The organism is Bacillus cereus group sp. MYBK101-2 (assembly GCF_051918845.1).
Lineage (GTDB): Bacteria > Bacillota > Bacilli > Bacillales > Bacillaceae_G > Bacillus_A > Bacillus_A paranthracis.
The window spans coordinates 238342-251242 of record NZ_JBQAIE010000003.1; the positions used below are offsets into that span (position 1 = coordinate 238342).

Here is a 12901-nt window from a genome sequence, read left to right on the forward strand (position 1 = left end):
CTCACCTTCGCATTTAAAAATAGGATGGATGACTTAGCCACTTTTCTAATTCCACACTGCCCTGAACAGATAATAAACGGTACAAATATCGATAGGGACGTCTACATTCTACAAGATTAGGAATAGGCATGATGGTTTCATAACCTTGTTTAAAAGCATGAGCTTCCTTTTCTGTAAATACATATTCTAAGCCGATAAAATCAAATTCTCGAGGAGCAACTGCGTAAGCTTCTGTATCTACTAAACCTGTAATAGTTGTACCATCTGATAAAAACTGAGTAGGGTCCATATCAATTAAAACGAGCGTTGCTTCCTTTGGTACCGGTAAGGAAGAAAGTTGTTGTTCAAAAGTAGGAAATGCGTTACGGATGCTCGTGTTATCGGAATAAAACCTATTTACAAGTTCTTTACTGACTTTTAATATGTGAGACTTAAAGTCTTCTAGTAGAACTTGGAAAGTACCTGATGGATTTCCTATAAAATTTGCTTGAAACGAATGAATTTCTGCTAGTCCTTTTCCAAAGCTGAATAAAATTGAATCAGATTGTCCGAGAAAGGATTGCAGCGTACTTCCTGTTAGTTTTTCGACACTAACATACTTTCGGCCATTTAAAACATGTTTTTGCAAAATAGTGGGGATGGGCAAGTTAGTATGCTTTTTCAATAATTCGTGTATAAGTTCTAAATGATGGACGTTCCTTGGATCAATTCCGAATAGGTTTTTACATCCCCACCAAAAATCATTATTTGGTTCTTCAGTCATTTTTGAGGAACGAACAATAACTTCTTCAAATGCTGTTTTAACAAGAAACACATCGCTTGCATGTTTTTCATAACCTGGGTGTAAAGTTTGAATAGATAAAATAGGTGAAGCGAATAGTTGTTGTAGCATGAAGTTGCTCCTTTTTCTGTAAATTCTATAAAATCTATAAATTCATTATATAACAGAATATGTTCCAAGTGGATAATGATAGGAATAACATTGAACTTACATACATTCATGGGGAGAAATCAGTGTGTAAATTATATTTTTCTATTTTTGTGCGAATTATCAAAATAATTTCTGTTAATAAATCTATAAAAATACCCAAATGTAAATCTCTTATTTTTCAGTAAATGAAGAGTTAAGTGTTCTTTTATGAGAGTTATAATGTAGGTTATGAAAAATATTTCTCAATAATAAAATGAAGAGAAAAATGTGAAGAAATAGAATAGATTCCTTTATAATAGTTTTAAATTAATTAATATAATTAATTATTAATAATATTAGATAGGAGAGGATATGATGGCAAACGTACTCGTAATAAATTTCCCTGGAGAAGGTCATATAAATCCGACTTTAGCTATTGTAAGTGAGTTAATTCGGCGAGGGGAGACAGTTGTTTCGTATTGCATTGAAGATTATAGAAAGAAGATTGAAGCAACAGGTGCACAATTCCGAGAGTTTGAGAATTTCCTCTCTCAAATTAATATTATGGAGCGAGTAAATGAAGGTGGGAGTCCTTTGACGATGCTGTCTCATATGATGGAAGCATCAGAACGTATTGTTACTCAAATTGTAGAAGAAACAAAAGGGGAAAAGTACGATTATTTGATATATGATAATCATTTTCCAGTAGGACGTATTATAGCCAATGTTTTAAAATTACCTAGTGTCTCTTCTTGTACAACGTTTGCTTTTAATCAGTACATTACTTTTAACGATGAACATGAATCAAGAGAAGTAGATGAAATGAATCCATTGTATCAATCTTGTTTAGCGGGAATGGAAAAATGGAACAAACAGTATGGAATGAAATGTAATAGTATGTATGATATTATGAACCATCCAGGTGATATTACGATTGTGTATACTTCAAAAGAATATCAGCCGCGTTCAGATGTATTTGATGAATCGTATAAGTTTGTTGGTCCATCAATTGCTACGCGTAAAGAAGTAGGGCGATTTCCTATGGAAGATTTAAAAGATAAAAAATTGATTTTCATTTCTATGGGAACAGTTTTTAATGAACAACCTGAGCTATATGAAAAATGTTTTGAAGCTTTTAAAGATGTAGAAGCGACAGTCGTATTAGTTGTTGGTAAGAAGATAAATATAAGTCAATTTGAAAACATTCCTGATAACTTTAAGGTGTATAATTATGTGCCACAATTAGAACTATTACAGTATGCTGATGTATTCGTGACACACGGCGGTATGAATAGTTCGAGTGAAGCACTATATTACGGTGTCCCGTTAGTTGTAATTCCGGTAACAGGAGATCAGCCTTTAGTTGCGAAACGAGTAAATGAAGTAGGGGCTGGAATAAGGCTAAATCGTAAAGAACTCACTTCTGAATTGTTACGAGAGTCTGTAAAGAAAGTGATGAATGATGTAACGTTTAAGGAAAATAGTCGTAAAGTTGGAGAGTCACTTCGAAATGCTGGTGGATATAAAAGGGCAGTTGATGAAATATTTAAAATGAAAATGAATTCGTACTTGAAACTTAAATAAATGCTTGAGGCACACTTACTACAATGGGTAAGTGTGCTTCAATAAAAAATTACATGAAAATCACTATAAAGGTGAAACTTTTGTGTATATAAACTGATATCTTTGTATTAGTAGAGAAATTACGTTAAAATAATACTAAGAAAATATATAAGTTTTGGGGGTAATGAATGAAGAAAGTATTTGAATACGTATTATTAACAATTGGCTCAATTATTGTAGCAGGTTCATTAGAGCTTATTTTAGCGCCTAATGGATTAGTAGATGGCGGGGTAACAGCCATTGCTATTATGGCGAATAAAGTTGCAGGATTGCCGCTTTATGGAGTGTTCTTGGGGATTAATATCCCGATTTTATTATTTACTGCAAAAGTAATGGGAAAGAAGTTCTTTATCCGTACGTCCTATGCAAATGTTGTGACAACACTCGGATTGATTTATTTGAAACCATTTCCAGCAATTACAACTTCTGAATTGTTAATTGTTCTTTATGGAGGAGTTCTATTTGGTGTTGGTGTAGGGATTGTAGTAAAAATGGGCGGAGCAATTGATGGATCAGAAATGTTAGCTGTTTGGATGAATAAACATTTTAAAGTGCCGATTAGTACATTTTTACTTGCTGTAAATGCGGTTATTTTCATCTTTGTTGCCATTTTGTTTTCAATTGAACAAGCGATGTTCTCATTAGCAATTTTCTATATTGTTACGAAGATGATTGATTTCATATTAGATGGCATTAATCAAGGAAAGAGCGTTATGATTATTTCTGGTAAAAATAAAGAAATAGGCGATCTACTTATGAAAGAATTGCAATTATCCGTTACGTATCTACATGGAGAAGGTGGTTTTTTAGGAGAACATAAGAGAATCATTTATTGTATTACAAACCGTTTCATTTATCCGAAAATGAAAGATCTCGTTCTCTCTGTAGATCCAACTGCTATAATTGAAGCGTCTTATTCAACAGAAACAACTGGTGTCAAACGTCCGGGAAGGGCAGCGAGGTCAGAAAAATAGTGAATGAAAATAGCTCCACGTAAGTATAACTTACGTGGAGCTATTCTTATGTAGGGAACCACGCTTTTTTCAGTAATTTGACAACAGTTTTGATACAATCTTCTGGAATACTGCCAAAACCGAGCAATACATATGACTCCTCCCTCACATTATGAACAGAATCGTATGTGGAGAGAGGGTATAACTTAATACGTTCTTTTGCAGCTGCATGAATAAGTTCTTGTTCATTCATCCCGTTATGAACGTGAAGTACAATATGAAGTCCGGATTGTTCACCGAGTATATGCACTTTATTTCCCATTTCGTTTGTAATAGATTTAATTAAAGAAATATGTTTTCTTTTATATAACATACGACTTCGGTTAATATGACGTTCCCAATCACCGCTTTGAATAAAGGTAGCAAAGGTAAGCTGTTGCATGGTAGAAACCGTTTGTTTATACATACCACCGAGTTCTTTATAGGTTTTTAGCAGATGAGGTGGTAAAACGATATATCCCATTCGTAAAGAAGGCAAAAAAGATTTCGAAAAAGTTCCCATATAAATAACACGTTCATTTGAATCTAGCCCCTGTAAAGAAGGAATAGGTTTTCCAATATAGCGAAATTCTCCATCATAATCATCTTCAATAATATACCCCTTACAATCATTCGCCCATTTTAATAAATCGAGTCTTCTAGATAATGGCATAATGATTCCGAGTGGAAACTGGTGAGATGGAGTGACATATGCCACATTGGAACCGGATTCACGTAAAGCGGAAATATGAATCCCTTTATCGTCTAAAGGGATCGGGTGAACAGGAAGGCCACAACTTTGAATCATAGCAGGTATACGGTGAAATCCAGGATTTTCGATTCCGTATTCTTTTTTTGAACCAAGTAGTTGAAGGAGTAGCCAAAGAAGAGGCTGCGTACCTGCTCCAATAATAATTTGATTAGGTGAAGAATGTACCCCGCGAGCATGGTATAAATATTTTGAAATATGTTCTCGTAGAACGAGCTCACCTTGTGGATCCTCTTTAGCAAATAATTCATTTTCATACTGAAATAAAGTTTCGTGTAACGCTCTTTTCCAGTTTGTTATGGGAAAAGCTTTTTGATCAATAAGTCCTTGACTACAATCATAATCATATTGTTCGCTTTCTTTAATGTTAACAATGTTTGACGCAATTTGCTGTTTCTTTTGAATGACATCAATATCAACTTCCGCAACAAAAATCCCGCGTTTCGGTTTGCTTTCTACATACCCTTCAGCTTGTAATTGTTGATAAGCGGATTCAACTGTAATACGGCTCACATTAAGTTGCATAGCTAAATTTCTATGAGAAGGAAGGCGTGTACCAGCACGTAGTGATCCTTGAGAGATTTCTCGTTTCATATATTCGTAAATTTGTAAGTAAATAGGTGTTTTATTTTGTAACATTAATGGGATAGTCAGATCCATTTGTAGACGCTCCTTTTTATACTGGCCTTATAAAAAAGAATAGAACTGTCACTTAAACTAAGGGCAGTCGCTTTCTATAATGATGATATAACATTTAGAAAATTTTATAAATAGTAAGGAGAGAATCATAATGAATATTAAAGAAGTAGTAACAGAAGCGGATTTACACGATGTATTTCCTGTATTACAGCAATTACGAACAAAACTTACAAGAGAAGAAGCAAGTTGTTTATTTCAAAAAATGAAAGAAGAAAACTATAAACTATTTTCGCTACGTAATGAAGAGGGAGCAGTGGTTAGTCTAGCTGGTGTAGCAATTTGTACGAATTTTTATAATGAGAAACATGTTTATGTATATGACCTTGTAACTGCGGAAGCTCACAGATCAAAAGGGTATGGTAATGTTCTGCTGTCGTATGTAGAAAAATGGGGGAAAGAAAAAGGGTGCAGTTCTATCGTTCTTACATCTGCGTTTCCAAGAATGGATGCACATCGTTTTTATGAGAGAGAGGGCTTTAATAAGGTAAGCTATTCTTTTTATAAAGCGTTATAATACTAAGTAGGTTCCGTGTGTAAAAATATATGGAACCTATTTTCTTTTTCAGATTTGGGTTAGGGACAGGTCTAGTCATATAATTTGTCGAATATTAGAAATTAACATGGGAATGTTGAATTTGGAGAAGGTTAGGGGCGTTTATACTTGGAAAAAATAAAGGAATTATCTATACCAAATGATGTAAGAGTCATTATTATTTCTGATATTCATGGAGAATTAGATCTTTTTAAGGAACTACTACATAAAGTTAATTTTCAAGATGAAGATTATTTAATTATTAATGGCGATCTTTGTGAGAAAGGAAGAAATAGTATTGGTGTCGTAAACTATGTGATGGATCTAGTAGTTAGTAAGCCAAATGTGTATGTAATAGAAGGGAATTGTGAGGTTGTAGTTGAAGCACTTGTAAACGAAAATCCTGCGCTAATAAATTATTTATGTACGAGAAAGAATACAATTTTAAATGAATGGCTAGCACAATTGAATGTTACCGTTCATGAAGAAAGTGATATTTGTGAAGTGAAAAACATATTGATGGGTCATTTCTCAAAAGAAATAAAGTGGCTAACAGAATTACCAACAGCGATTGAAACGGAAGATTATATCTTTGTACATGCTGGCCTTGAAGATAGAGAGGATTGGAAAGAAACAGAACGAAAAAATGCGATAGCAATGCCGGAGTTTTTCAATAAATCACATAGAGCACATAAATATGTAGTTGTCGGTCATTGGCCTGTTGTAAACTATTCAGATAAAGCACCGTCTAACAATCCAGTTATTGATAAGGAGAAAAAGATGATTGCGATTGATGGGGGAAATGCGATTAAAGAGGCAGGGCAATTAAACGCATTCATCATTCAGAGGGAACCAACAGGAGATATGTTTTCTTATACATATGTAGACTATTTTCCAGAATATGAAGTGATTGCAGATTTTAATGCGAACACAGAAATGCAGGGCGGGGTTACCTATCCGTATTATTACATAAAGCTGATAGAGAAGGGGCAAGAATACACAATATGTAAGCAAAAGGAAACGAATACATTACTTTCTGTGAAAAATGAATACATTAGGCAACTTGAGTCAGGTGAGTACACAGTGAAAACCGATATTTCTTGTGCACAAATAAGTGTAAGCAAAGGGGACATTGTTTCGCTCATTGATGGAAGCTGTTCAGGATATGATTTAGTTAAAAGAGATGGAATAGAGGGCTGGATAAAGAAAGGTATTTTAGTTGAGATAGAAAAATGAAAAAGAAAATGTTTAGCTGAAGTAGGAGGTATAGAACCTCCTATTTTTTATTACCTTTTTAAATGAGTAGATTGCTTGCTGTCTTTCATAAGTAAGTAAATCGTACTCGGTAAAATGACAAGCGTCATTCCTAAAATAATTACAAGTATAGCATAACCCCTATACGGAGCAGGAACAATAAATGGAAGCGCGGACAGGAAAATACCTGCTATTATCATTGAAATACTACAAATATTTGAAGCTCTTTTTTCAAGGTGCTTATCATTCCATTCCAATGAAACTGTTGATTTACTCGTATCAATTTTGGAGCTGAAATAACCTAGTAATATAAATAAAAGCCCTAATGCTAAAAATATGAAATGATCAAGAGGAAGTGAAAAGCCAAGAGCGATAAGGGCAATGACAATATCAACAAAAAATAAGAATAGTAAAATTGCGTTGCTGATCAAATGGAGAAATTTCTGGTTACTCGCTGCTTTAGATAAAGCTAAAAATAAAAAGAATACGAAGGAACATATAATTATATTTACGATAACAAAAGTAGCTTTATCCATTGTTGATGTAGGTGTTCCATTGAAGTCCCATTTCGTAACAATATTTGATGGTAAGAAGAAATAGAGAATAATATTTGTCGTAACAATAGTGAGAAATAAAGTAATACTAAATCGATTATTCATTGAATCACCAGCTTTCTACATGAATAATTGGTATCTTATAACAAAATTATACAATATAATAAACGATATCTGTTTTGATTTTTCAGAAAAAATATTATAATTATATATGAAATAAAGAGGAGTGTAGGAGGAAATTATGAAAAGCGTAATCATAAAAGGGGATAGAGTAACAATTCGTACAATTGAAGAATCAGATATAAAAACATTATGGAATCTCGTGTTTAAAGAAGAAAATCCAGAATGGAAAAAATGGGATGCACCGTATTTTCCGTTTTCAATGCAAGAATACTCATCCTATAAGGAAAAGATGCAAACTCGTTTAAAAGAAGAACCGCTATCCAATTTAATTATAGAAAATAACGGTCAAGTTATAGGGACGGTCGGATTTTATTGGGAGTATAAACCGACGCGTTGGTTGGAGATGGGAATTGTCATTTATAATCCGGCTTACTGGAATGGCGGCTACGGTACAGAAGCGTTAACGTTATATCGGGATTTACTATTTGAAAAGATGGAGATTGGTAGAGTAGGGCTCACGACTTGGTCTGGCAATGAACGAATGATGAAAGTGGCGGAGAAAATAGGAATGAGCTTAGAAGGTAGAATGCGAAAATGCCGTTATTATAACGGAACGTACTATGACTCTATTCGAATGGGAATGATTCGTGAAGAATGGGAAGCGCTATGTGTAAAGGGGTGAAGGGATATGTACGCTATTATTGCTACATTTGATCGTGTATTTACTAATAAAATTACAGAATTGCAAAATGAATTAACAAATATCATTGGCACAAATCAATTAGCCGGAGCAGAACCTCATATTACGTTAGCTGATTATAATGAGTTAAATGTTCATTTGTATAAGGAGAAATTAGGGGAGTTTGTAGTTATGCAAGAAAATACGGACCCAGTAACTTTTCCTTCTGTTGGAGTTTTTCCTACTAACGGAACAGTCTTTTTAGCACCGACTGTTACTGATGCATTGTTAAAATTTCATCATTCTTATCATGATTATTTTAACAATTTTCATGACAACCAAAATTCATATTACGTACCGGGAAAGTGGGTTCCGCATTGTACGATTGCAAATAGATTACATACAAATCAGTTTTTAAGCGTAATGGAATATATTTATGAAAAATTTGATTTTGCAACAGCTTCAATTGAGAAATTAAAATTAATAAAGGTGAATTATGAAAATGGTTCTGCCATTTCTTCTCGTATATTAGCAGAATATAATTTAAAGAGAATGGAGACATCGAGATGACATATGTAATTAGAGAAATGAAGCAGGAAGATATTCATGCTGTACAATCAGTAGCGAAAATAGCTTGGCATGATACATACGAAGGCATTATTCCGAGAGAGATTCAAGACAGTTTTTTAGACGAGGCTTATTCTGATGAAAAAATGAAATATCGTCTTGAGAATACACATTTATTCGTTGCAGAAGAAGAGGGAGAAGTCATTGGCTTTGCAAATTTTTCACCTGTTAGACTGCAAAACGAAGCAGAATTAGGAGCAATTTATTTGTTACCAGAGCAACAAGGGAAAGGGATAGGAAGTGCTTTATTACAAAAAGGGTTAACAGTATTAAAAGGAATTCGGAAACTATACATTCATGTAGAAGCAGCGAATGAAAAAGGAAAACGTTTTTATGATGCGAAAGGTTTTGCACAATTAGAAGAATTTGAAGAAGATTTTGAAGGACATATGATGCAGACAGTAAGGATGGTTTTATACATATAAGGAGGACTAGAAATGAAGATATTTGATTTTAGTGAAAAAGTAGGAAAACACATAGCAGCCTTTCAATCTAATTTCATAATGTCGAAAATATTAAACCAAAAAGGAAATGTACATATTGGTGCTATGCATTTACGAGAGAATGGAATAATTGGATATCATGAAGCAGTTGTATCGCAACTGCTTCTTATTGTGGACGGAGAAGGATATGTATGCGGAGAAGATAAAGAAAAAGTAAAGGTGGAAGCGGGACAAGCTGTGTTTTGGGAGAAGGGGGAGCTTCATGAGACAAGTACAGAACATGGATTAATGGCAATTGTTATGGAAGCGGAGGATCTTGAACGAGCGATATTAATGCCTATTAAAGAGGAGAGTTGTGAAAAATGATAGAAAAGGCAAATCGGGAAGAAACGGACGAAATAATACAATATGCAGCTCAATCGCTTTTTGAAGGTACGAGGGGAAATTGTTGTTTAAATACAGAGAAAGCGATTGAAATTACAAGGCCGATTGTAGAAAAGGGAGCGTATTATTTAGTCGTTAAAGAAGAAAACGTTGTAATGGGTTGGATATTAATAGGGGAAAATACGGACTATTTTTCTCATGAAAAACTAGGGTTTATATACGAATTATATGTTTTTCCAGAGTACCGCGGGAAAGGATTGTCAAGAAAGTTAATGGAGGCTGGTATTAAGGAATTACAAAAGAATTATTCAGAAATTCGTTTGAATGTATTTGCTGGAAATTTTGCGAAAGAGCTGTACGAAGAGTTTGGTTTTGTTGAAAGGCAGGTCATTATGACTTTGAAGTGAGAATAATAGTTTGAACGGGAGAAGAGAAAGAATGAGAAAAGAAAATGAGTATGTTGCGTATTTACAAAGGTTGTATCCTGAATTGCAAATAAATTCTGTTTATATAAATGAAATAGGTCAAAATAATGATGTGTTAATTGTAAATGATAATATAGTATTCCGGTTTCCGAAATATGAAAAAGGTATTCAGAAACTTCGAACAGAAACACAGTTACTAGAGAAAATAAGACCCTTCATTACGCTTCAAATTCCCAATCCAAGTTATCAAGGGTTTCAAAATGAAGTACCAGGGAAAGTATTTGCAGGTTATGAGATGATTGAAGGAGACCCGTTTTGGGAAAATGTTTTTACAGAAATAAATGATGAAAAGCAATTACAGAAACTTGCGTACACATTGGCGAGATTTTTAAAAGAGTTGCATGAAATTCCGTTATCTACATTCGAAGGTATTATGCAATGTGATAGTACTGATATGTATTCAGAAATAAATAGTTTATATAGCCAATTAAAAGAACATGTTTATCCATTCATGAGAAATGTAGCGAGAAAAGAGGTCTCAACATCGTTTGAGTTATATTTAAATGAAAGTAGTCATTTTAACTTTACTCCTAGTCTTGTTCATGGGGACTTTGGCATGACAAACATTTTATATAGTGCAACAAAAAAGAATATTTCAGGGGTCATAGATTTTGGTGGGGCGAGCATTGGAGATCCAGCTTATGATTTTGCTGGCATATTAGCTAGTTATGGAGAAGAGTTTTTACAACTATTTGAAGCCTATTATCCTAATTTAGAAGCAGTAAAGGAGCGAATGTATTTTTATAAGAGTACATTTGCACTTCAAGAAGCATTATTTGGCGTACTAAATAATGATAAGAAAGCTTTTGAAGCTGGAATAGCACAATATGTATAAAAGCCGATTTTAAATCGGCTTTTAATTATCGATACATCGTTTACATCCAAATACCTTTAAACCCGAATCGTTTATAAATTCGTCCAGCAGTTGGATTGTTATAAAATAAGCCATCCGTTTGGACAGCTCATTTACATAATTCTCGTTATTGGAAGTGAAATTATTTGATAAAGTAACCCCAATAACTTATTACTACAAGTATTAAAGATAATACTGTATATACAATAGATCCTATTAAAATAGGATTTACACTTAATTCAAATTTTTCTTCCTCTACTTTAATACCCAATCTAGCTTGAGCTTGAAGGCGAACACTGTTGCTAGAAAATCCGCCTTTACTGCTAAAGTAATATGTAATAATGACAAAACATATTCCAGCGAAGAAAGTTAAATCAACAAAACTCCATTTTAAGATCTTAGATGATTTATATACAATTCCAGCTTCAATCATTATAGTTACAAGTAATCCTAATCCTTTTTTCATGTAATCAATCCTTTTGTATTTTCTAATGATTTTGAAATTTATCACTTATAATCATCTTATCATGTGATAAGAAGAAAAAACGAGGGATTTTTATTATATATTGTGTTCATCCTCAATTAACATAACGTCTCCTGATTGGTAGCAAGCACATGGAGAAATCCTACCTACCCTCAAAAGGAATCTGCCTTTTTCTTTTTATATAATTTTATGCAACTTTATATGTATCCCTATCCTAGCGTAGGTTTTAGGGTTCTCGTATGTTACTGAATTAGCCAAAAACCTGTATGAAATCTTGCATGCTCTTAACGTGGATTTTTCCAATATACTGGCGCTCCCCTAATAGTGTGTATTCCTCAGCAGTTTGATCTTGTAGGAAATTCAATGATGTTACTTCGCAATTGTATAATTCGCTCTACAACATCTAGTGTGGCAAGTTTAATTGTTTCTTGGCCAGGCGTACTAGGTAAGTTGTCGGCATCTAGACATTTATAAAATATATTTCATTTTTAGTACCGAGCTGTATATTTGAAACAGTTTTAAATCGTTCAACAATAGTTGACTTTCCAGAGAGTTTTATCAGCTTATATGCGGAAAGAAGTGCTTCATAATGAGAGGTAACAAATTCTTCTTTACTACATGGTATAAATGAATCATGGAAGCCGAGTAAAATTGATTTTAATGTTCCATTCTCTTGAAATACTCCCCACAGATCTTGAAAGTCTGTTTCATAACCGAAAGACTCTATATCTCCAATAATAAATCAGTTATGGGCTGCTTCTTCTTTTGGGTAAGCGGATACTTGTTCATGATCTTTCTTAATTTTCGTATCATCATAAAATGGAATGTTTTTTATTTTTCTGAATTTTACAACTTGAGTTTTTTGAAAGCAATATAAAATTTTATGTTTAGTTCACAAACTTTCGGAAAAACTAGGAAAGATATGACAAAGGAGGTTATGAACGGTGGATCATCCAATTCAAGGGTTAATGAAAGCAGCAATGGAAAATTTAAAAGAAATGGTCGATGTAAATACGATTGTTGGAGAGCCTGTTCAGACGGCTGACGGTGGTGTAGTGTTAACGGTTTCTAAAGTAGCGTTCGGTTTTGGAGCAGGAGGTTCTGATTTCCAAACGAATGATGGACAAAGAGCGAACGGTAACCCTGCATTTGGTGGCGGTAGCGCGGGTGGTGTTTCTATTACACCAGTAGCATTTCTTGTGGTGAATAAAGATGGAGTAAATATTCTGCATCTACAAAATGCGACACATTTAGCGGAAAAAATGATTGAATTAGCTCCACAAACAATTGATAAAATTCAATCGATGTTCCAAAAAGATGAAAAGAAAGAGGGAAATCATCATCCTCAAAACCCAGATGAAATCCTTTAAAAACGCCTGCTCACGAGCAGGTGTTTTTTCTTGTAATCACTATGTAATAAAACACATGAAATTGTAAATAGTTTTTGAAGTTTTTTCTATGTTTCTAAAATTTTTCATGTTAAAATATGC

General features: G+C 33.7%; 15 protein-coding genes and 1 pseudogene. 11 read left to right on the forward strand and 5 right to left on the reverse strand.

The annotated features are described in order from the left end of the window. Positions 1-13: 13 nt before the first annotated feature. Positions 14-892, reverse strand: a complete 879-nt coding sequence (locus ACTFSI_RS10415; protein WP_138322112.1) for a nitrate reductase — start codon at positions 890-892, stop codon at positions 14-16. Positions 893-1285: 393 nt separating this feature from the next. On the opposite strand from ACTFSI_RS10415, the gene ACTFSI_RS10420 reads away from it, so the two are divergent. Beyond that, positions 1286-2494 (forward strand): macrolide family glycosyltransferase, encoded by a 1209-nt coding sequence (locus tag ACTFSI_RS10420; RefSeq protein WP_000024484.1) that lies wholly within the window; start codon positions 1286-1288, stop codon positions 2492-2494. Positions 2495-2661: 167 nt separating this feature from the next. Further along, positions 2662-3507 (forward strand): YitT family protein, encoded by an 846-nt coding sequence (locus ACTFSI_RS10425; protein ID WP_000755131.1) that lies wholly within the window; start codon positions 2662-2664, stop codon positions 3505-3507. Between the two features lie 46 nt (positions 3508-3553). On the opposite strand, the gene pdxR is transcribed toward ACTFSI_RS10425, so the two are convergent. After that, a complete protein-coding gene (pdxR, locus tag ACTFSI_RS10430; RefSeq protein ID WP_044790780.1) occupies positions 3554-4954 on the reverse strand; it encodes a MocR-like pyridoxine biosynthesis transcription factor PdxR in 1401 nt (466 codons plus the stop codon). 130 nt (positions 4955-5084) lie between these two features. On the opposite strand from pdxR, the gene ACTFSI_RS10435 reads away from it, so the two are divergent. Next, positions 5085-5507 carry a GNAT family N-acetyltransferase gene (locus ACTFSI_RS10435; RefSeq protein ID WP_044790781.1) on the forward strand — a complete coding sequence of 141 codons (423 nt, stop codon included), beginning with the start codon at positions 5085-5087 and terminating at the stop codon, positions 5505-5507. 147 nt (positions 5508-5654) lie between these two features. Beyond that, a complete protein-coding gene (locus tag ACTFSI_RS10440; RefSeq protein WP_000411290.1) occupies positions 5655-6761 on the forward strand; it encodes a metallophosphoesterase in 1107 nt (368 codons plus the stop codon). Positions 6762-6811: 50 nt separating this feature from the next. Here the strand turns inward: ACTFSI_RS10440 and ACTFSI_RS10445 are convergent, their stop codons facing one another. Continuing rightward, a complete protein-coding gene (locus tag ACTFSI_RS10445) occupies positions 6812-7438 on the reverse strand; it encodes a DUF1648 domain-containing protein (protein WP_044790782.1) in 627 nt (208 codons plus the stop codon). A gap of 136 nt (positions 7439-7574) precedes the next feature. On the opposite strand from ACTFSI_RS10445, the gene ACTFSI_RS10450 reads away from it, so the two are divergent. The 6 genes from ACTFSI_RS10450 to ACTFSI_RS10475 are packed head-to-tail and all read left to right on the forward strand — an operon-like array spanning position 7575 to position 10909. Then, positions 7575-8138: a GNAT family N-acetyltransferase gene (locus tag ACTFSI_RS10450; RefSeq protein ID WP_044790783.1), complete on the forward strand. Its 564-nt coding sequence runs from the start codon at positions 7575-7577 to the stop codon at positions 8136-8138. A 6-nt stretch (positions 8139-8144) separates the two neighbouring features. Continuing rightward, positions 8145-8705 (forward strand): 2'-5' RNA ligase family protein, encoded by a 561-nt coding sequence (locus ACTFSI_RS10455; RefSeq protein WP_000270878.1) that lies wholly within the window; start codon positions 8145-8147, stop codon positions 8703-8705. Further along, positions 8702-9187 carry a GNAT family N-acetyltransferase gene (locus tag ACTFSI_RS10460; protein ID WP_000222824.1) on the forward strand — a complete coding sequence of 162 codons (486 nt, stop codon included), beginning with the start codon at positions 8702-8704 and terminating at the stop codon, positions 9185-9187. The genes ACTFSI_RS10455 and ACTFSI_RS10460 overlap by 4 nt, the downstream gene beginning before the upstream one ends. Before the next feature lie 12 nt (positions 9188-9199). Beyond that, on the forward strand, positions 9200-9571 hold the full coding sequence (locus ACTFSI_RS10465; protein ID WP_000688068.1) for a hypothetical protein: 372 nt from the start codon (positions 9200-9202) through the stop codon (positions 9569-9571). Beyond that, the gene (locus ACTFSI_RS10470; RefSeq protein ID WP_138322111.1) at positions 9568-9996 is read left to right on the forward strand and encodes a GNAT family N-acetyltransferase; all 429 of its coding nucleotides are present in this window, start codon (positions 9568-9570) and stop codon (positions 9994-9996) included. The genes ACTFSI_RS10465 and ACTFSI_RS10470 overlap by 4 nt, the downstream gene beginning before the upstream one ends. A gap of 31 nt (positions 9997-10027) precedes the next feature. Then, positions 10028-10909, forward strand: a complete 882-nt coding sequence (locus ACTFSI_RS10475; RefSeq protein ID WP_001224482.1) for a phosphotransferase family protein — start codon at positions 10028-10030, stop codon at positions 10907-10909. A 160-nt stretch (positions 10910-11069) separates the two neighbouring features. On the opposite strand, the gene ACTFSI_RS10480 is transcribed toward ACTFSI_RS10475, so the two are convergent. Continuing rightward, positions 11070-11393, reverse strand: coding sequence for a hypothetical protein (locus tag ACTFSI_RS10480; RefSeq protein ID WP_000715533.1), 324 nt, complete (start codon positions 11391-11393; stop codon positions 11070-11072). A gap of 368 nt (positions 11394-11761) precedes the next feature. Continuing rightward, a pseudogene (locus ACTFSI_RS10485) lies at positions 11762-12213 on the reverse strand (GNAT family N-acetyltransferase); the annotation flags it as partial. A gap of 142 nt (positions 12214-12355) precedes the next feature. Here ACTFSI_RS10485 and ytfJ point away from each other — a divergent pair. Next, positions 12356-12781, forward strand: a complete 426-nt coding sequence (ytfJ, locus tag ACTFSI_RS10490) for a GerW family sporulation protein (protein WP_000349987.1) — start codon at positions 12356-12358, stop codon at positions 12779-12781. Positions 12782-12901: the final 120 nt, after the last annotated feature.

Bases quoted from the DNA above. Each gene is read 5' to 3' on its own strand.
- ACTFSI_RS10415 (WP_138322112.1), bottom strand. From the start codon at position 892: ATGCTACAACAACTATTCGCTTCACCTATTTTATCTATTCAAACTTTA.
- ACTFSI_RS10420 (WP_000024484.1), top strand. From the start codon at position 1,286: ATGGCAAACGTACTCGTAATAAATTTCCCTGGAGAAGGTCATATAAAT.
- ACTFSI_RS10425 (WP_000755131.1), top strand. From the start codon at position 2,662: ATGAAGAAAGTATTTGAATACGTATTATTAACAATTGGCTCAATTATT.
- pdxR (WP_044790780.1), bottom strand. From the start codon at position 4,954: ATGGATCTGACTATCCCATTAATGTTACAAAATAAAACACCTATTTAC.
- ACTFSI_RS10435 (WP_044790781.1), top strand. From the start codon at position 5,085: ATGAATATTAAAGAAGTAGTAACAGAAGCGGATTTACACGATGTATTT.
- ACTFSI_RS10445 (WP_044790782.1), bottom strand. From the start codon at position 7,438: ATGAATAATCGATTTAGTATTACTTTATTTCTCACTATTGTTACGACA.
- ACTFSI_RS10450 (WP_044790783.1), top strand. From the start codon at position 7,575: ATGAAAAGCGTAATCATAAAAGGGGATAGAGTAACAATTCGTACAATT.
- ACTFSI_RS10455 (WP_000270878.1), top strand. From the start codon at position 8,145: ATGTACGCTATTATTGCTACATTTGATCGTGTATTTACTAATAAAATT.
- ACTFSI_RS10460 (WP_000222824.1), top strand. From the start codon at position 8,702: ATGACATATGTAATTAGAGAAATGAAGCAGGAAGATATTCATGCTGTA.
- ACTFSI_RS10465 (WP_000688068.1), top strand. From the start codon at position 9,200: ATGAAGATATTTGATTTTAGTGAAAAAGTAGGAAAACACATAGCAGCC.
- ACTFSI_RS10470 (WP_138322111.1), top strand. From the start codon at position 9,568: ATGATAGAAAAGGCAAATCGGGAAGAAACGGACGAAATAATACAATAT.
- ACTFSI_RS10475 (WP_001224482.1), top strand. From the start codon at position 10,028: ATGAGAAAAGAAAATGAGTATGTTGCGTATTTACAAAGGTTGTATCCT.
- ACTFSI_RS10480 (WP_000715533.1), bottom strand. From the start codon at position 11,393: ATGAAAAAAGGATTAGGATTACTTGTAACTATAATGATTGAAGCTGGA.